The sequence below is a fragment of the Ignavibacteriales bacterium genome (genome assembly GCA_016709765.1).
GTDB lineage: Bacteria > Bacteroidota > Ignavibacteria > Ignavibacteriales > Ignavibacteriaceae > IGN3.
Map to the genome: position 1 here is coordinate 215,436 of JADJMD010000009.1, position 19,197 is coordinate 234,632.

Sequence of the window (19,197 nt, forward strand, 5' to 3'; positions counted from 1 at the left end):
CTCCTATTTTAATTCTGCAATAGTAATACCAGCGCCGCCAAATTCAATAGCGGCAAAATAATAATTTTTAACTTTTTCATGATGTTTCAAAATATCCCAAACAGTTTTTTTAAGAACACCTGTTCCCTTTCCATGCAGAATCTCTACGCGCTCTAATGAAGTTTGATATGCTTCATCCAAAAATTTAACGACAGTAAACTCTGCCACTTCAGGTTTTTCACCACGAATATCTAATCTGTAATTTACATCAGAAATCTTATAAGATGAAAAATTATTTTCTACAACTGTTTTATTTTCTTTAGTTTCAAAAAGCTCGGATAGCTTAACTTGCATCTTAATTGCACCAGATAAAATTGTTGCTTTTTCTTTTGTTTTATTTATTTCAATAATTTTTCCAGTTGTAGCAGAATTATTTATTCCAACAAAATCACCAATTACAAAATTCTTTTTATCGCTTATTATTTCAACATTTTCTTTAAAAAGCTCTTTATTCTCAATTTTAATTTCTTGAATAATATTTTTCGATTCTTTAATCACTTCTTTACTTGCACCGGATTCTTTTATATCCTTAATTACCTTTTCAATCTTCTTATTTACACTTTCAAGATAAATTTCACCTTCAGCTTTTACTTTTTTAAGTATCTCCTTTTTTTCCTTCTCTATCTTTTCGTAACTCTTTTTGTAAAGCTCGGATAAGCCAGTCAATCTTGAATTTTCAATTTCAAGTTCGTTCAGTTTTTTATTTAACTTATTTGACTTTTCTTCAAGTTCTGATAAGAACATTTCTAGATTGTGTTTATCAGAATCAATGTATTGTTTCGCTTTATCCAAAACATCATCACTTAATCCGGTTCTCTTAGCAATTTCAAATGCATAACTTGATCCCGGAACGCCTAGATTAAATTTATACGTTGGTGAAAGATTTAAATGATCAAACTCCATTGCGCCATTTTGCATTCCATTAATATTGTACGCAAATACTTTCAAACTGCCATGATGTGTCGAGGCAAAAACAGTTGATCCTTTTTCAAGTAAAGTAGATAATATCGCTGCAGCAAGTGAAGAACCTTCTGCTGGATCTGTACCGGTTCCAATTTCATCAAGTAGAACTAAAGAATCTGAACCAGAATTTTCAAGAATACTTTTTAAATTTTTAAGATGAGAACTAAAAGTTGATAAATCATCTTCGATTGATTGTTGATCACCGATATCAAGTAAAATATTTTCAAAAATGTGAAAGTTAGAATTTGAATTTGCAGGAATATGAATTCCTGATTGCAGCATTAGATTTAATATGCCTATAGTTTTTAGAACAACAGTTTTTCCACCAGCATTTGGACCAGTAATAATAACAACCTTATCATCATTCAGTTCAAAACTGAGCGGAACTGTTAACTGCCTGTTTAATTTCTTAACCAGAATTGGGTGACGTGCCTCTGAAATAAATATTGGTTTTGAACCATCAATCTGAGGAAAAGCTCCAATAATTTCGATTGAATATTTAGCGCGTGCAAAAATGGAATCGATATAAGCCAAAGTATTTAAAGATTTTTTAAGCAGCTCACTTGAAAGTCCAATCATCTTTGTGAGTTCGCGTAGAATTCTTTCAATCTCTCTACGTTCCGCAAACGATAAAGAAATTACATCATTATTCAGATCAAGCGTTTCTTCTGGCTCTATATAAACTGTTTGGCCGGTTGCTGATTCAGAATGTATAAACCCACGTATATGTCGTTTATGTTCAGCCTTAATCGGAATTACCATTCGGCCATCACGTAAAGTAAGATAATCTTCACGAACAATATCGTCATCTTTTAGAGATTTGATTATACGATTTATTGATTTTACAAGTTCATTTCTTCTGGAGTTTATATCTTTTCTAATCTGTGAAAGTACTAAACTTGCGTTCTCTTTAACTTCGCCTAATTCAGTTATTATTTTTTCTATTTGATGTTCAAATAGTTTATCTGAAAATAAACTATTCAGTTCATCTTTTAGTTTTGATTCATCTTTTAATTCTGATTTCAAAAACTGAATTAATAATCTTGAAGATTTAGCGAGCTTAAGAATTTCTAAAACTTTACTGCTTGATAAGGTAGCACCTTCAATTCTACTTTCTGATAGAACAATATTCAAATCTGACAAATAATCAATAGGAGGATAACCGGTCTTAATAAGGATATCTTTCGCTTCTTCGATTAACATTCCTTCATTTGTTATAAGAGATAAATCTGACGAAGGATAAAGATTGAGGATTAGTTTTTTTCCGGTTTCTGTTATAGAATATTTTGAGATGTGATTAAGAATTTTTTTAAATTCTAATTTTTCAAGAACAATCTGATCTATCATTGGATAGAATCTTTTTGATTAATGTAACTTTTAATTACATCTTCTGTGCTTGGAGTATAGTCTTTAAGAAAATCAATTGACGTTGGAATTGCTCCATAAGCATATTTATATAACATTGATGATTGCTGAGTTTTTTTATCTGGAAAATCAAATATATTAAGTAGTAAGAATAATGCACTTATAAAAAAAAGTAATTGGATAACGCCAACAAATCCGCCAATTAACTGATTTATAAGATTATTAACTTTATCAAAAGGATGAATAACTCGCTTAAGAATTGTTGTAATAATCATCAATGCAACAAAAAGGAGAATTGCCGCCATTATTTCGGCTAAGTAAAATTCTATATCAAATGCTGATTCTATAAGCTTTCCAACGTTGGACGAAAATAATATTGCAATCGTTACCGCGACTATAAAGCCAAAAATACCAACAAGCTTTCGTACAAAGCCATCTTTAAAACCAAGTATAAAACCAATCGCAAGAGCGACAATAATAATTATATCTATAAAATTCACTACTAAACCAAAATGTTTTCAACTATTGATTTCACAATTTTACCATCTGCTTTGCCTTTTAATTCTTTCATAACGAGAGGCATAAGCTTAGGAAAATCAGCCTTACTTTTAGCTCCGATTTCATTGGCTAGTCTTATCACTTCACTTCTTACTTCCGATTCATCCATTTGTTTTGGAAGATAGTCCATAAGAATCTTAAGCTCAGCCTCTTCGCTGTCCGCGAGTTCATTTCTGCCGGCGTTGCGGAATTGTTCAATAGAATCCTTTCGCTTTTTTGCAGCAGTTGTAAGCATTTTTAATTCCTCATCAGGAGTTAATTCTTTTGCTGATCCGCTCTTTTCAAATTCCAAAATTAACGCACGAATAGATCGTACAACGCTAAGTCTTATTTTATCACCCGACTTCATTGCGTCTTTTAAGTCTTGATTTATTTTATCTTTTAAATTCATAAGCCCTCGTTAAATTGAAAAAGGCAGGCGAATAAAATTCAAACCTGCCTTAAATAATTAGATACAATCTTAAAACTAAACTTTTATCATAGCCGAATAGTTAATTCTTAAGCAAGAAGCTTTTCTTAGCTCCTGCTGTATATCTGTTACAAAACCCATATCAGTATTCTGGTCAACTCTTAAAGAGACGATAACATTTGGCATTTCAACAGCTTTGTTATACATAATATTTTGTATTTCTTCAAGTTTGACTAAAGAATCATTAATCTGAACTCTTTTGTCTTTTCCAACCCAGATGTATTGAACCAACCGTTTATTCTCAATTTTTTCAATAGCTTTTGCTTCAGGTAGTTTGAAACTTACAAGAACTTCAACTTCTCTCATAGTTGTAGTAACCATGAAAAACAACAGAAGCATAAAAATGATATCCGGCATAGAAGAAGTTGGAATTTCTGTCTTTGAGTTAGCTCTTCTTTTTTCAAAATGCATTTCTTAATTCCTCTGCTATTTTTTTACTAATTCAGGTTCAGCAATAGAAATAATAATTGGAACAACTTCTTTTACCTCTTTTTGTTGTTCCTCATTTAAATCACCGTATTTTTTTCCGTACTTACCATTAGCGTACTCATCTCTAACTTCAAAATAAGCTAATTTAATCTGATCTAACGCAGCTATATAAATATTATATACAGTTTTTCTATCTGTCTTCAGTGAAACAATCATTTTCTTATTCTTTGGCAAATCGTTCTTGCTTGCTATTCTTACTTTCAATAGATCTTTTATCTGAAAAACCGGAACAACATTTCCATCGATCAGAACATCACCATTTTCATTCACAAGAACAGCAGCCATTCGATTTGGGTCAACTTTTACTTCCTCTTGATTTTCAACGATTTCTGGTAATGTTAATCCAAGACCTGTATCAACATCAATTACAGTTGCAACAAGAAAGAAAATCAATAGGAGGAATGCGATATCAGCCATTGATGAAGATGGAATTGAGGCTTCGCGTATTTTTTTCTTTTTTATCATTTTGATTCTCAGTATTTAAATATTAACTGAAACTTATTTTTTAACTTTTATTTCATAAAGAGCATCAATCAATTCGATTGAGCTTTGTTCCATATCACCAACTAATCTATCAATTCTGGAAACAAAGTAGTTATAAAAAACTTGGAGAATCATAGCTACAACAAGACCAAATAATGTAGTTAAAAGAGCAACTGAAATACCTTCGGCAACTACTGCTGGAGAAATCTGAGCAGCTTCTTTAATAGCATCAAAAGCTTCAATCATACCTTGCACAGTTCCAGTAAATCCGAGCATAGGTGCAATTGTAATAAATGTAGAAATCCAGATTAATCCTCTTTCAAGGAAACCCATTTCAATACCGCCATAAGCAACGATTGCTTTTTCTGCAGCATCAATACCCTCATCAAATCTTAATAAACCAGCATAGAATACTGAAGCAACAGGACCACTAGTGTTTTCGCATATTTTTTTTGCAGCTTCAACACCGCCTGAATTTAAAGCTTTTTTTACATCAACAATGAATTTTTTAGTATTCGTTCTTGCTTTTGTCAATGTCCATAATCTTTCAAATGAAAAAGCCAATCCGATGATTAGTGATGCAAGAATTGGGTGCATAAATCCACCACCTGCTGTGTATTTTTCGGTAAGGTAATTCAAAACTCCGCCATCACTAGTAGCTTGAGCTAAGACATTGAATATCGACGCGATTGTTGTTGTGAAGTCCATATAAGATAACCTCCTGGTAAATTAGATTTTAGTTCAAAATTGGTAAATGATCAATAATTTTCTTAAAAACGTGTGACTACAATAAGTATTTCAAAAAACAAAGTCAACAAAATAGTTTGGTCTTTATTATTTGGAATTCTCAAGTTTTTTTATTTATTAAACCTCTGTTTAAGCTCAATAATATTACCCGACAAAAAATTAAAATGAGTAAATAGCGAATGTGCAAGTTCTCCTATTTCCTCGGGTTTTATCCATGAAGCAAAATTTGCGTTTTTCATCCATTCACGATTTGCTGAGGTATCGATTATAAAAGGTGCTATCGCATTTACGGATAAATTGATACTATTACCTTCTGCAGAGAGAGTTTTTACAAGATAATTCAGTGCAGATTTAGCTGCACCGTAAGAAAATTTCAGTTCCTCAGGATGATTTGCTGTATAAGCAGAGGTAAAACATATCGATCCGCCCATACTTTTTTTAACTAATGCAGAAAAATGTTTAGCAACAAAATAATTTGTTTTAAGATTCATATTTATCATTCGATCAAAATCTATTTCTTCAGTTTCCCAAACCGAAGTTCCTCCGTAAAATCCACCAATTGTAGAATATAAAAACAATTTAGTTTTTTCAGTTGTTTTCACTTCAAACATTGCAGCCATAACATTTTTTTCAACACTCAAATCTTTTACTACAAATTGTTTTATCCGTGGATCGGAAAATGATTCATCAAATTTGAAATCAAATAAATAGATTTCATCATAGTCTTTTGAGATAAAAGATTTAACAACACCTTTACCTAACTGACCGTTTGAACCAAATATTATTAGTTTATTATCCATTACTATTTTCTGTTAATCAAAAATTTTGCGATAACCGGAAAATGATCGCTATATCCACCAAGATATCTTGATCCGCCATAAGTTGGAAAGGGTGCTCCTTGAAACTTTCCCGCTCTGGTTAGCATTAAATATGGTTTATAAACTTCAAAAGAATTACAGATATATTTAAGATCATCTTCCAACAAAAGTCCTTCTGAGATTATGATTTGATCAAGCATATTAAAATTATCTTGATACTTATAACTTCCCATTCCATCAAACCAGGCTTTATACGATAGATTAAACAAATCGGTTCCCAAATCTTCTGGCAAATTTTCATGGTCTAAAGAATCACAAAAGAAGGGTTGTGCTTTTAAATTTTCTGTTATAGATATGTTTGTTGGCTCATCATTAAAATCGCCAACAATAATTATTTTGTTTTTGCCGTTAAGAGATAATATGGATTCAACCTCGATTCTGAGTCTTTTAGCAGCCCTTATTCTTTTTGGTTCTGATTCTTGCTCGCCTCCTCTTCGTGAGGGCCAATGATTTACAAAAAAGTAAATCGTATCAGTTTTTTCAAATAAAAATATTCCTTCTAATATTAAGCGTGTATTATACCCTTCGCCCATTTCAACAGTTAAACCTTTAGTATCTAACAATTTCAATCTTTTTGAGTTGTAGATAATTCCATTATCTATTCCCCTCCCGTCAGGCGATTCAAGATAAGTAGTTTTATAATATTTATCTGAAAGAAACTTTGTTGCCATTGAATCCAAAAGAAACTGATGCTCAACTTCACAAACACCCAGCAAATCGGGTCCATTATCATTATTCATCGAACGAATAACTCTTGAAAGATTATATAATTTTTTGTCAAGTCTTTCATCTGTCCATTCTTTAGAACCAGTTGGCAAAAATTCCTCATCTTCTGTTTGGGGATCATCAATAGCATCAAACAGATTTTCTAGATTCCAGTGTGCTACAAATAAAGTATCATTGTTTTGCTGTGCACATCCAATGTTAGATATCGAAATGACTATAAATAATAAATAAAGGTTTTTCATAATTAATTATTAGAAATATTTGTTATGATTAAATTTCAATTCGGGTTACAACGCCGTGTAATTTATTGTATGGAAAATCAAAATAACTAACCCAGTTTGGTGCAATTTTCTTTAGCACAATAAAAAACTTGAAAAAGAATTTATCTGTTTTAATCTCTTCAGCGCCGTAAAATATAGCTTTCTCATTAAACTTCCATTCTTTAAATAATGCAGGAAGATCCGGTACTTCCATATATCCATAAGTAATTCTCACAATAAATAAACCAGGACTCACTTCTTCATATTTATCAAGAGTAACTCCGTATGGAACATCTGTATTTTCAACGGAAACTAAAATATTCTTTTCATACATAATGCCTGTTCTAAACATACAATGCAAGATATAAGGTGATACTATATTAACGTTCTTTGTAAAAAACATCGCTTCACCTTTTACATAATTACCTGTTTCATAAATCTGTTTAAAGCTTTCAACAAAAACATCTAAAGTTACAGAGCGTAAGAATTTTCTTAGTCTATTCATTCCAGTAATCCATAAACCCATTACTGATAAAACAAATGCAGCAATAATAATGGACCAATATCCGCCATATGGTATTTTATGTGTAACTGCAACAAGATAGATTGTTGTAATTATCAAAACAAAGATTGCGATAGACATTTTAACATAGTCTTTTCTATTCCATAAAATGGAAACAATAAAGATAGAACTTATAAACATCGTTGCAGTTACTGCTAGTCCGTATGCCGCAGCTAGGTTGGCTGATTCTTTAAATATCATTACCATAAGTAGCACGGCAAATAATAACAGCCAATTAACTGATGGAATATAAATCTGGGATCTCATTTCAGTAGAAGTATACTTAATTCTCATCAGTGGAAAGATTCCAATATTTATTCCCTGAAAGATTAAAGACATTACTGCACTAATCATCGCCTGTGAAGCTATTATCGTTGCAAACAATGTTAAGATCAAAAATGGTATATAGAAAACTTCTGAAAAAGTACTCACCAATTTGAATAGAACTTGATTAGTATCATTATGTTCAAGAATATATGCGCCCTGTCCAAAATAATTTATTATTAAGGCAATGAATACAAAAGTCCAAGCTTGACGAATTGGTTTTCCGCCTAAATGTCCCATATCAGCATAAAGAGCTTCTCCACCTGTTGCACAAAGAATAACTTCGCTTAAAACAAAAAATCCGGGCAAACCGTTGTGGATAAAAAATTTGATGGCATAAATTGGATTAAAGGCTAAAAGTATTCCCGGCATATGAATAAGATAAAAGAATCCGGATAAAAATAAGCTGATAAACCAAAGAAGCATAATTGGCCCAAATGATAATGCAACTTTTGAAGTTCCTTTAAACTGAATTGCAAATAACAATACAGTAATAATTGACGTAACCAAAATAATTGTGCTTAGTCCTGTTGATTCCAACCCGGGAATGAGTTTTAATCCTTCAACAGCGGAAAGAATACTTATTGCTGGTGTTATTACACCATCACCTAATAATAAAGAAACTCCGATGTAACCCAGAAAAGAAACGAAACCTACTTTTCTTCCTTTCTTCAAAGTTGTAATAAGAATTTCTTTAAGTACAATAATTCCTCCTTCACCTTTTGTGCTCATACTCATTGCAAGCCAGGCATACTGAATAGTAACAAGTGTGATGAGTGTCCAAAAAATTAAAGAAAGTACGCCATAAATATTTTCTTGTGATGGAATTGTTAGCGTAAATATTATGGAAAGAGTGTAGATAGGACTTGTCCCAATATCTCCAAAAACTATCCCCATTGCTTTAATTATATCCTTACCAGGACTTGATTGCGCGTTTTTCATTTATAAACTTTTTTACATTCACTAAAACTGCAAAAAGTTTTTTATACCTTCCGAAATTATTGTATGTAAAAATATGCTTTTGCATATTTCAATCACAATTATTATTGAAGATAAGCTAAATTTCTTTTTTACAATAATTTCAATATTGAAAAACTAATCTTTATTTTCTGGCAATAATTTTAATCTCAATAAAACCTCATTATGAAAAACAAGAAATTTGTAATTATTGATGCAATGGCTTTGGCATATCGTGCGTACTTTGCTTTTATTAACAGACCTTTAACGAATAGTAAAGGTGAATCAACATCAGCAGTTTATGGATTTTTAAATCAAATGATAAAGGTTTTTGAAGATCACAAACCGGATTATCTGGCTGTTGCGTTTGATTCCAAAGAAAAAACTTTTAGACACGAAAAATATAAGGCATACAAATCCTCTCGAGATGCCATGCCCGATGATATGATTCCACAATTACAAAGAATAAAGGATATTGTACTTGCACTAAATATTCCTCTTTACATTTTACCTCGTTACGAAGCTGACGATATTGTTGGAACCGCAGTTAAAAAAGCTGAAGAAAAAGGTTTACTTTCCTTTGCGATAACACCTGATAAAGATTACTTTCAATTAATTACAGATAGAGTAAAAGTTGTTAGACCGGGTAAAATGTCGGATGAAGCAATTCTGTACGATAAACAAAAAGTTATTGATGAACTTGGATTCGAACCCAAATACATGATCGATTATCTTGCTTTGATCGGTGATGCCAGCGATGATATCCCAGGTGTTAAAGGAATAGGACCGAAAGGCGCAGTTCCCCTAATTCAAAAGTATGGAACAATAGAAAATATTTATAAGCATCTTAATGAAATTGATAAAGCAGGAATAAAAAAGAAATTAGAAGAAAGCAAAGAAAATGCTTTTCTCTCAAAAGATCTTGCTACAATTTATTGCGAAGTTCCAATCGATTTTAATTTCGATGATGCAAAATTTTCTGATCCCGATTTTGATAAGTTAAAAGAAATTTTATTTGAGTTAGAGTTTAAAACTATTTACGCAAAACTATTAAAATTCTATCAATCTGATTCTAAAAGTCAAATTGAGGAAAAAGCCGAAACAGAATCAAAACAAGAATCAGACGAAGTAATAAAATCTTACGATAATAAAAAAGTAAAGTATCATTTAATCACTTCTGAAAAAGATGCTAAAGAGTTAGCAACAAAACTTATTAAATCTGAGCTGTTCGTATTTGATACTGAAACAGATGGATTGAATACATTCGATATTCGAATAGCTGGAATTGCATTCTGTATCAAACCGGATGAAGCATATTTTATTGCAACAAATCCGTTTGAAGAAGGCGGACTTTTTGATAACACTTATAATAACCGCTTGCCAATTTCCTCTTTTGTAAAATTATTTAAAAAGATTTTTGAAAATGGTGAAATTAAAAAGGTATGCCAGAATGGGAAATACGATATTGCGGTTTTAAGAAGCATTGGTATTGATGTAAATGCATTTTACTTTGATACAATGCTTGCAAGTTATGTCCTTGATGCTGATCAGAAGCATGGAATGGATGATCTTTCAGAAAAGTATCTTAATTATAAACCTATTCCTTTAACTGATTTAATCGGACAGAAAAAAGATCCGACAAAAATATTTGAAACTGATTTGAATGCACTCGCCAATTATTCCGCGGAAGATGCAGACATTACTTACAAACTTTATGAAAATTTAGATGCCGAATTAAAGAAACAAAAGATTGAAAAAATTGCTTATGAAATTGAGTTCCCGCTTGTTCCCGTTTTAGAAGATATGGAAAATGAGGGTATAAAGATTGATACTGCGGCATTAAATCAGTTTAGTAAAGATCTTCAAATATTGTTGGATAATTATACAGGTGAAATCTTTAACGTAGCGGGTACAGAATTCAATATCAATTCACCAAAGCAGCTTCAGGAAATATTATTTACAAAACTTAATCTCGCAACAGGAAGAAAAACTAAAACAGGTTTTTCAACTGATGCTCGTTCTTTAGAAAATTTACGCGGTGAACACGAAATTATAGATATGATTTTGAATTACAGACAAGCCTCAAAATTAAAATCAACTTATGCAGATGCGCTTCCAAATATTATAAACAAAAAAACAGGACGTGTTCATACAAGTTTTAATCAAACCGTAGCTTCAACTGGCAGACTTTCAAGTGTAGATCCAAATTTGCAAAACATCCCTATCCGCACCGAAATGGGAAAAGAGATTCGTAGAGCATTTGTACCACGCGATAAAAATTATAAAATCTTAAGTGCGGATTACAGCCAGATCGAACTAAGAATTATGGCTTCAATCTGTGGTGATGAAGCACTTATAAAAGCTTTTAGCGAAGGTGAAGATATTCATAGAAGTACTGCGGCTTTAGTTTTTAAAGTAAAACCTGAAGATGTTACGCAAGATATGCGAAGAAAAGCCAAAGAAGTTAATTTTGGAATTCTTTACGGTATTGGTCCGTTTGGATTGAAGACACGACTTGGAGTTACTCAATCCCATGCAAAAGAAATTATTGAAACTTACTTTTATACTTTTAAACGAGTTAGAGAATTTATGGATAACTCTGTTAGATTTGCTCAAGAAAAAGGTTACGCAGAAACTTTATCAGGCAGAAGAAGATATTTAAAAAATATTAATAGCAATAACAGAGTTGTAAGACAATTTGAAGAACGAGTTGCTATTAATATGCCGATTCAAGGAACTGCTGCAGATATGATCAAGTTAGCTATGATCAACATTCATAAAGAGTTGACTAAGAGAAAAACTAAGACCAAAATGATTCTGCAAGTACACGATGAATTGGTTTTTGATGCACATAAAGATGAGACTGACAAATTAATACCTGTAATAAAAGAACTAATGGAAACTGCATTGCCATTAAAAGTTCCTGTTGTTGCTGAAACCGGAATTGGCGAAAATTGGCTTGATGCACATTAGAGTTTGAGTGCAAGTTGAGGAATGATTATGGGGCAAGTTAAAGGTTCATTTAAAATCACAATGTTTATAAATGAAAATAAATCCTTCTGAAATAAAAAAGATACTTTGTATTAAACCACGTGGAATTGGCGATATTGTTTTATCAACAATCGTTCTTGATAATCTTCATAATCATTTTCCAAAAGCAAAGATTGATTATTTAACAGAACATTTTGCAAAATATTCTGTTGCAAATAATCCGCTTGTAAATAAAGTTTTAACTATGCACAAGACAGAATTTGTGGCAAAGGTCGCTTGGAGAGTTAGAAAAGAAAAATACAATCTCATAATAGATCTTTGGTCAAATCCAAGAAGTGCACAAATTACTTTTTTATCAGGCGTTAAGTATAGAGTTGGATATGCTTATCGTGGAAGAAAATATGCTTACAATATTTTAGGTACATCTGAAAAAGGCGAACATCATTCCGCCGAGCATAACTTAGAACTCTTGAAACCTCTTGAAATAAATATAATTTCTAAAAAAATACATTTTAATGTTGGAGTGCTGGAAAAGTTCTTTGCAGATGATTTCTTTATTGAAAATAATTTAAACGATAAAAAAGTTTTTGGAATAATTCCCTCCGGCGGATGGGATTCTAAGCGATGCAATAAAGAAAAATGGGTGGAAATATGTAAATCAGCTGTTGATGAATTTAAATGCAAGTTGTTAGTTTTATGGGGCCCAGGCGATGAAAGTGATGCCGAATTTATTAAAGCAAGCTTGGGTAATGATTGTTTGATTGCTCCAAAATCATCTCTGCCGCAAATGGCCGCTTTAATTTCTAAATGCAAGTTGGTAATTGCAAACGATTCCGGTCCAATGCACATTGCAGCAGCGCTTGATGTGCCAACTTTAGGAATTTTTGGACCAACAAATCCAAAAGCGCACGGACCATATTCACCAAATTCTGATTATATAATTAAAGACGATTTAGATTGTATTATTTGTAATAAACTTATCTGCCCATTGCAACACGAGTGTATGAGTGATTTAGCAGTAATAAAGCTAATTCAAAAGTTGAGATTAATGAGTAAAGATTCTTTGTAATTGAAAATGAGTCCATTATGTTGTTATTAGCTTAATAAATTTTGTAAGAGAATCTGTATAATTTTCTAATTGATAATTTTCCATTACAACTGTGTAGGCATTTTGTGATAGTTTTTGACTTAATAGTTTATCGTTGACAAATTTTATAATTGCCTCCTTTAATTCATCTGGATTGCTTGTATTGAATAACAATCCATTCTTACCATGAGTTATAAATTCATTATTACCGGCGATATCTGATGCAATAATAGGCAGATGTGCAGCAGCTGCTTCAAGTAATGCCAATGAAAATCCCTCAGATCTAGATGTTAGCAGAAAAATATCCATAGCCTTGTAATAATCCCAGACATTTTCAACATACCCGGGCATAATGATTTTATCGGCAGAGATCTTAAACTCTGATGCAAAATCAAAAACTTTTTGTTTATCGTTTTCTGGGATGCCAATTAACAACAAAATAAATCTATCATCCAATTCTTTAAACGCATTAAATAGAATGTCAAATCCTTTTCTTTCCTTATGAAACCATGTTGACATTCCAAGCACAACTTTATTGTTTAAATTATATTGATCTTTTATTGCCCTGCCCGTTTTTGTGTTAAGATCTTTTGGAATTGTGATAGAATTTCGAATTACTTTAACTTTTTCAACTTTTATTCCAGATTGAGTTAAACTATCCGCAACGCCCTGACTGCATGCAAGTAAGTTATCGAAATAACGATTATATAAAAAAGCTCCAATAATTGGAAAAGTTTTGCTAATGTTATGCCTATAACCAACATTTATAAAACTACTTTTATATTTTTTTTTAAGTTCAATTCCAATTTTTCGATCTATTGAATGATGAGATATTACAACAATTGGGTTGAACTGATCAAATATTCGATAAATCTTGCTCATTAAGTTTTTAAACTTCTTATCAGTATCAAATGCATAAGTGGGAATTTTAAGTTCAATGGCCCTTTTTTCAGTAAGGGAATCTTTAGAAACAAATAATTGCACATTATTCCCGTTTTGTATTAGTATCTTTGAACTGATCAGAGCAACTTTTGAACTGCCTGCGTATCCATCACCAAAACTGAATTGAAAAATATTCATTAAATTATTTACAGATAATATTTAATTTTATTGTTTGCTATATTTCGATTAGAAAATATTTTTACTAATCTTAAAAATGTTTTATCCATATTTAATAATATTCTTACTGTTAACAAATTTATCTAGATGAATAAAGATATACCATCCTGTAAAAATTTTACCGGTTATAAACCATGCTACCCTGATCACAATTGTTGGGTTGATGGGTGCAAAGACAACAAACCAATCGGGAAAAAAATATTAATAATAAATTTTGACGCAATGGGCGATGTGCTAATGACTACAGCACAACTTCCGGCAATAAAAAAGAAATTTCCTGATTCAACTATTTACTGGATAACACTCAAAATTGCCGCACCTCTGCTTCAACAAAATCAATTTATAGATAAAATATTTATTTACGATGCTGAATCAATTTCTATATTAAATCAAATTGAATTTGATATTGTAATGAATGTTGACAAATCTCAGCGCTCGTGTGCTTTGTTAAATTCTGTAAATGCTAAAACAAAATTGGGATTTGGTTTAGATAAAAATGGTGTAATAGTACCGGTGAATGAAGGCGCGCACTACAATTATAATCTTGGAATGGATGATAATCTTAAATTCAAAGTCAATCAACGAACTGGTCAGGATTATCTTGCTGAGACTTTTGAACTTGAATACATACGCAATGATTATACTTTTAATTTTACGACAGATGAATTGCGGTTTATTGAAGATTACAAAAAGCAAGTTCGCCTGCGTGATACCGATAAAATTATTGGGTTCAATACCGGATGTTCCGAACTTTATCCGAATAAAAAAATGTCTGTTGGACAGCATATATTTCTCATCAATAAATTTTTATCTAAAAGAAAATATAAAATAGTGCTACTCGGTGGGCCTGAAGATACCGAGCGAAATAAAGAAATTGCTGATTATTTTAGAGGAAGAGTAATTAATACTCCAACAAATGAAGGTGTAAGAAAAGGTGCATGTTTTGAATCGATTCCGCAAGTTATAATTACTGGTGATTCCTTTGGAATGCATCTAGCGATTGCTCTTAAAAAATATGTTATTGCTTGGTTTGGTTTGAGTTGTTGGACTGAGATTGATCTTTATGATCGTGGTGTAAAAATTTATCAGGAAGATTTGTTCTGTTCACCTTGCTGGAAAAAAGTCTGTCCTTATGATCTTGAGTGTATAAAAGATCTAGACTTAAACAGGATGATAGTAGAAACTGAAAAATATTTTGAAAGTTTTGACAAAGTAAAAGTTCAAGAACGAGAAAATCCATTTGAGAGAGCTAAAAAACTAAAACGTCCATTGATTTTAGATGGAGCAATGGGAAGTATTCTTCAGGAAAAAAAGCTTACACCAAACAAGCGTGTTTGGAGCGCTACCGCTAATGATGATTCCAAAAATGAGGTATTAACTTTACACAAAGATTATATTAGAGCCGGAGCTGATATTATTACAACTAATTCATTTAGAACAAATCCGTATACGCTTATTTCTACTGGAGTTACAGATATAGTTGGAAGTGTTTTTAAGGCTGTTGATATTGCAAAACGTGCTCGAGGAAAAGCGGCTGTAATGATTGCGGGTTCAAATCCACCTGCTGAAGATTGTTATCAAGCAGAACGAACAATCTCGCAAAAAGATTTAGAGTGGAATCACAAAGTTCACATTGATGCTTTGATGGAAAGCGGATGTGATTTTATTATGAATGAAACTCAAAGTCATTTTGATGAGATTAAATTTATATCAAAATATTGCGGGGAAAATCATATCCCATTTGTGATGAATTTTTTCTTTATTGATAAACCAAAGCTACTTTCAGGTGAAAACCTCACTGATGCAATCGAGTATGTTTTAAAATATCATCCGCTTGCGATTGGATTTAATTGTGTAACATTTGAAGCATTTGAAAATGCCGTTAAAAGATTAAAACCTGAATTAGCATGGGGATTTTATCTAAACTGCGGCAGCGGAAATTTTACAGACAATAAAATTGATTGTGCAGTTTCTCCAGTTGATTATGCAAAGCTTGTAAAACCTTATCTTAGTCAAAATCCTTCATTTATTGGTTCTTGCTGCGGTTCTTCACCAGAGCATACAAAGAAATTAAAAAGCTTAATTGATGGATGAAATTGTTGTAAAATCTCCTGCTAAGATTAATATTGGTTTAAATATTATTAACAAAAGAGATGATGGATTTCACAATCTCGAAACTATTTTTTATCCACTTAATCTTTTTGATGAAATAAGATTTACAAAATCTGATAATTTCTCATTTGACAGCAATGATGAAAGACTTAACAAAGAGCCAATAAATCTAATCATTAAAGCAAAAGAGGCATTAGAAAATATTTCTGGTGTGACTCTTCCTTTAAAGATTTATCTTAATAAAAATATTCCGATTGGTGCGGGTCTTGGTGGCGGAAGTTCTAATGCGGCTTCTACTTTATTAACAATTACTGACCTTTTTAATTTAGATATCTCTAAAAAAGTGTTCTTGGATTTAGCTCTAAAACTTGGTTCTGATGTACCATATTTTCTAAATGCTGTTCCGTCATTCGCTAAATCACGCGGTGAAATCCTTAATCCGATTAATTTAAAATTGAAACAATATTTATTAATTGTAAATCCAGGAATTCTTATCGCGACAAAATGGGCTTTTAGCATAATTACACCAAGGCCGCCAGTAGCAAGCTTAGAAACATTAATAAATAAAAGTGAAATAGAAATTAAAGATTTAATTAGTGTGGCAAGAAATGATTTTGAAGATATCGTTTTTAATCAATATCCTGAAATAAAGAGAATAAAAGAAAAGATGTTACAATTCGGAGCAAGTTTTTCGATGATGACAGGAACGGGCTCAACTGTTTGGGCAATGTTTGATGATGAAGAGGCAGCATATCAAACAGAATTATATTTTAAGTGTAAAAATTATTTTACTTTTATACAAGAACCTATTTTACAGCACCTTCCATAAATTCCACAGTACCTTTAGTAGCGTTTAAATTTACTTTCAATCCAAAGGGAATCGTTACAAAATCTTTAATGTGGCCATGTGGAAAAGTATAGATTGAAGGTATTTTCAAAGTAGCAACATAATCCGAAATAACTTCGCCAAGAGTTAAAGTTTTTTTGTTTGGATCGTGTTCGTGACAATCAACAAATCTTCCTAATATAATCCCTTTAACTTTTTTAAACGTTCCGGAAAGTCTTAATTGATTTAATAATCTATCAACTCTATAAGGCAATTCACCTATGTCTTCAATCATTAAAATCTTCCCAGTTAGATTTGGAAAATAACCTGTTCCAAGCAACGCTGCAAAAACAGCCAAATTGCCCCCAATTAATTTACCGGATGCAATTCCCTTTTGTAAAAAAGGAAGTTTTTGATCATCAGGAAATTTAAGTTTACCAAGTTTTTTGTTAGAGGTTATTGTTGCCCAAAAATTTTCTTCTGTATAAGAACTTATTTCATCATAAAAATCAACAGCAACCATTGGTCCGGCAAAAGTCATCAACCCGGCTTTTTCAAAAAAAGCCATTTGCAAAGATGTTATCTCACTGTATCCAACAAATATTTTAGGATTATTTTTGACTACACGATAATCAATTTTATCCAACAATCTAAAAGCTCCGTATCCACCACGAAGAGTAAAAATTGCTTTAACATTTTTATCCTTAAACATCGTGTGAATATCATCAACTCTTTCCACATCTGTTCCAGCTAAATAACCGTGATTTTTACCAACATTTGCACCAATTTTAACACGATAACCTAGACCCTCAAGATATTTCACTCCTCTTTCAACTCTGTTAAACTCATCTGGCGATGAAGCTGGAGAAATAATACCAATAACATCTTTTTTGTTGAGTTTTTTTGGTTTTTGAAGCGCCATAAGTTATCCTTTTCTTAGTCTTTTGTAACTGTAATTTAGTAAAACATTAAAATTTGCACAAACGGTGTTTTTGCTGTTTTTCTGTAGTTATCCATAATTAATTGACCTCCGATATTATGATACTAATCACGATTTACTTAGGTGTTTTATAATAAATTTTTGCAAATTTACATGGTTCTAAAAATAAATTGACACAAGCAAGCTTTTAACTATTTAAGAAGTCATTAAATAAAGATTGATAACTTCATAAAGTAATAAAGATGAATAAACCCAGAATATTATTTATCGGTGGTTCGTTAAATCAAACCACAATTATGCATCAAATCTCTAAAGAGCTTCCAGAAATTGATGCTTATTTCACTCCTTATTACGCCAGTGGACCATTATGGTTGATGACAAAACTCAGAATGCTTGAGTTTACAATTATGGGTGGACAATTCAAACGAAAAACCCTTGAGTACATAAAAACAAATAATCTTAAGTTAGATTTTGAAGGTAGAAATGATAATTATGATTTGGTTTTTACTTCTCAGGATTTAATTGTTCCAAGGCAAATCAAAAAGTTTAAAACAATTCTTGTGCAGGAAGGGATGACTGATCCACCTGATTGGCGTTATCACGTAACAAGATTTTTGGGACTCGGGCGTTGGTGCGCAAGTACATCAATGACCGGATTATCACATATGTATGATTACTTCTGCGTAGCCTCCGAAGGATTTCGTGAGCAATTTATTGATAGAGGTGTGAATCCAAATAAAATTCGTGTTACCGGTATTCCTAATTTTGATGCCTTTGATAAATTAAAAATACTTGAATTTGAACATAAGAATTTTGTGCTTGTTGCAACTTCTGATGTAAGAGAAACTACAAAATACGAAAACAGAAAAAATTTTTTGTTGGATGCAAAAAAGATTGCCGGTGATAAACAAATAATTGTAAAACTCCACCCAAATGAATTAGTAAAAAAGCGAACTGCTGAAGTAAAAAAATATTTACCAGACGCTTTAGTTTATCACGGAGTTAGTATAGATCCAATGCTTGCCAATTGCGATGTTTTAGTTACAAGATTTTCAAGTACGATTTTTCCGGCACTCGCAATGGGAAAAGAAGTTTATTGTAATATTGATTTGGAGGAAATTAAAAGATTATTTCCAATTCAAAATGGTGGAACATCTGCCAAAGCAATTGCAGACGTTGCAAGAGAACTACTTACATCAACTAATCCTGTTGTTAGATATAAAGAAAAAAATAAATATATGGAAGATCTGAAATTAGAGATCAAATATTTATTTAAGCAAAAACTTGCACGAGCAAAATAAT

16 protein-coding genes are annotated in these 19,197 nt (G+C 31.7%); 5 read left to right on the forward strand and 11 right to left on the reverse strand.

Going from position 1 to position 19,197, the window contains the following annotated elements; all coding sequences use genetic code 11:
* Positions 1-3: 3 nt before the first annotated feature.
* From IPJ23_04905 to IPJ23_04945, 9 genes are all read right to left on the reverse strand, one after another.
* Positions 4-2,349 (reverse strand): endonuclease MutS2, encoded by a 2,346-nt coding sequence (locus IPJ23_04905; GenBank protein MBK7630034.1) that lies wholly within the window; start codon positions 2,347-2,349, stop codon positions 4-6.
* Positions 2,346-2,867 (reverse strand): CvpA family protein, encoded by a 522-nt coding sequence (locus tag IPJ23_04910; protein ID MBK7630035.1) that lies wholly within the window; start codon positions 2,865-2,867, stop codon positions 2,346-2,348. Before IPJ23_04910 ends, IPJ23_04905 begins: the two co-directional genes overlap by 4 nt.
* 2 nt (positions 2,868-2,869) lie before the next feature.
* A complete protein-coding gene (locus tag IPJ23_04915; protein ID MBK7630036.1) occupies positions 2,870-3,316 on the reverse strand; it encodes a GatB/YqeY domain-containing protein in 447 nt (148 codons plus the stop codon).
* Between the two features lie 75 nt (positions 3,317-3,391).
* Positions 3,392-3,805 carry a biopolymer transporter ExbD gene (locus tag IPJ23_04920; GenBank protein ID MBK7630037.1) on the reverse strand — a complete coding sequence of 138 codons (414 nt, stop codon included), beginning with the start codon at positions 3,803-3,805 and terminating at the stop codon, positions 3,392-3,394.
* A 15-nt stretch (positions 3,806-3,820) separates the two neighbouring features.
* Positions 3,821-4,348, reverse strand: a complete 528-nt coding sequence (locus IPJ23_04925) for a biopolymer transporter ExbD (protein MBK7630038.1) — start codon at positions 4,346-4,348, stop codon at positions 3,821-3,823.
* Between the two features lie 33 nt (positions 4,349-4,381).
* On the reverse strand, positions 4,382-5,074 hold the full coding sequence (locus IPJ23_04930; protein ID MBK7630039.1) for a MotA/TolQ/ExbB proton channel family protein: 693 nt from the start codon (positions 5,072-5,074) through the stop codon (positions 4,382-4,384).
* A gap of 149 nt (positions 5,075-5,223) precedes the next feature.
* Positions 5,224-5,913, reverse strand: coding sequence for an SDR family oxidoreductase (locus IPJ23_04935; protein ID MBK7630040.1), 690 nt, complete (start codon positions 5,911-5,913; stop codon positions 5,224-5,226).
* 2 nt (positions 5,914-5,915) lie between these two features.
* Complete coding sequence (locus IPJ23_04940) at positions 5,916-6,959, reverse strand: hypothetical protein (GenBank protein ID MBK7630041.1); 1,044 nt, start codon at positions 6,957-6,959, stop codon at positions 5,916-5,918.
* Between the two features lie 28 nt (positions 6,960-6,987).
* A complete protein-coding gene (locus IPJ23_04945) occupies positions 6,988-8,805 on the reverse strand; it encodes a KUP/HAK/KT family potassium transporter (protein ID MBK7630042.1) in 1,818 nt (605 codons plus the stop codon).
* A 201-nt stretch (positions 8,806-9,006) separates the two neighbouring features.
* Here IPJ23_04945 and polA point away from each other — a divergent pair, with 201 nt between their 5' ends.
* Positions 9,007-11,793: a DNA polymerase I gene (polA, locus tag IPJ23_04950; GenBank protein MBK7630043.1), complete on the forward strand. Its 2,787-nt coding sequence runs from the start codon at positions 9,007-9,009 to the stop codon at positions 11,791-11,793.
* A gap of 70 nt (positions 11,794-11,863) precedes the next feature.
* A complete protein-coding gene (locus IPJ23_04955; protein ID MBK7630044.1) occupies positions 11,864-12,880 on the forward strand; it encodes a glycosyltransferase family 9 protein in 1,017 nt (338 codons plus the stop codon).
* 15 nt (positions 12,881-12,895) lie between these two features.
* On the opposite strand, the gene IPJ23_04960 is transcribed toward IPJ23_04955, so the two are convergent.
* The gene (locus IPJ23_04960) at positions 12,896-13,978 is read right to left on the reverse strand and encodes a glycosyltransferase (protein MBK7630045.1); all 1,083 of its coding nucleotides are present in this window, start codon (positions 13,976-13,978) and stop codon (positions 12,896-12,898) included.
* Positions 13,979-14,104: 126 nt separating this feature from the next.
* Here IPJ23_04960 and IPJ23_04965 point away from each other — a divergent pair, with 126 nt between their 5' ends.
* Positions 14,105-16,111 carry a homocysteine S-methyltransferase family protein gene (locus IPJ23_04965; protein ID MBK7630046.1) on the forward strand — a complete coding sequence of 669 codons (2,007 nt, stop codon included), beginning with the start codon at positions 14,105-14,107 and terminating at the stop codon, positions 16,109-16,111.
* Positions 16,104-16,958 (forward strand): 4-(cytidine 5'-diphospho)-2-C-methyl-D-erythritol kinase, encoded by an 855-nt coding sequence (gene ispE, locus IPJ23_04970; GenBank protein MBK7630047.1) that lies wholly within the window; start codon positions 16,104-16,106, stop codon positions 16,956-16,958. The genes IPJ23_04965 and ispE overlap by 8 nt, the downstream gene beginning before the upstream one ends.
* Here the strand turns inward: ispE and IPJ23_04975 are convergent.
* On the reverse strand, positions 16,936-17,877 hold the full coding sequence (locus IPJ23_04975; GenBank protein ID MBK7630048.1) for an LD-carboxypeptidase: 942 nt from the start codon (positions 17,875-17,877) through the stop codon (positions 16,936-16,938). The two genes, ispE and IPJ23_04975, sit on opposite strands and share 23 nt — an antisense overlap.
* A 260-nt stretch (positions 17,878-18,137) precedes the next feature.
* On the opposite strand from IPJ23_04975, the gene IPJ23_04980 reads away from it, so the two are divergent.
* On the forward strand, positions 18,138-19,196 hold the full coding sequence (locus IPJ23_04980) for a hypothetical protein (GenBank protein MBK7630049.1): 1,059 nt from the start codon (positions 18,138-18,140) through the stop codon (positions 19,194-19,196).
* The last annotated feature ends 1 nt before the right edge of the window (position 19,197 follow it).

Bases quoted from the DNA above. Each gene is read 5' to 3' on its own strand.
- ispE (MBK7630047.1), top strand. From the start codon at position 16,104: ATGGATGAAATTGTTGTAAAATCTCCTGCTAAGATTAATATTGGTTTA.
- IPJ23_04920 (MBK7630037.1), bottom strand. From the start codon at position 3,805: ATGCATTTTGAAAAAAGAAGAGCTAACTCAAAGACAGAAATTCCAACT.
- IPJ23_04980 (MBK7630049.1), top strand. From the start codon at position 18,138: ATGAATAAACCCAGAATATTATTTATCGGTGGTTCGTTAAATCAAACC.
- IPJ23_04925 (MBK7630038.1), bottom strand. From the start codon at position 4,348: ATGATAAAAAAGAAAAAAATACGCGAAGCCTCAATTCCATCTTCATCA.
- IPJ23_04905 (MBK7630034.1), bottom strand. From the start codon at position 2,349: ATGATAGATCAGATTGTTCTTGAAAAATTAGAATTTAAAAAAATTCTT.
- polA (MBK7630043.1), top strand. From the start codon at position 9,007: ATGAAAAACAAGAAATTTGTAATTATTGATGCAATGGCTTTGGCATAT.
- IPJ23_04965 (MBK7630046.1), top strand. From the start codon at position 14,105: ATGAATAAAGATATACCATCCTGTAAAAATTTTACCGGTTATAAACCA.
- IPJ23_04960 (MBK7630045.1), bottom strand. From the start codon at position 13,978: ATGAATATTTTTCAATTCAGTTTTGGTGATGGATACGCAGGCAGTTCA.
- IPJ23_04915 (MBK7630036.1), bottom strand. From the start codon at position 3,316: ATGAATTTAAAAGATAAAATAAATCAAGACTTAAAAGACGCAATGAAG.
- IPJ23_04975 (MBK7630048.1), bottom strand. From the start codon at position 17,877: ATGGCGCTTCAAAAACCAAAAAAACTCAACAAAAAAGATGTTATTGGT.
- IPJ23_04935 (MBK7630040.1), bottom strand. From the start codon at position 5,913: ATGGATAATAAACTAATAATATTTGGTTCAAACGGTCAGTTAGGTAAA.
- IPJ23_04945 (MBK7630042.1), bottom strand. From the start codon at position 8,805: ATGAAAAACGCGCAATCAAGTCCTGGTAAGGATATAATTAAAGCAATG.
- IPJ23_04930 (MBK7630039.1), bottom strand. From the start codon at position 5,074: ATGGACTTCACAACAACAATCGCGTCGATATTCAATGTCTTAGCTCAA.
- IPJ23_04940 (MBK7630041.1), bottom strand. From the start codon at position 6,959: ATGAAAAACCTTTATTTATTATTTATAGTCATTTCGATATCTAACATT.
- IPJ23_04955 (MBK7630044.1), top strand. From the start codon at position 11,864: ATGAAAATAAATCCTTCTGAAATAAAAAAGATACTTTGTATTAAACCA.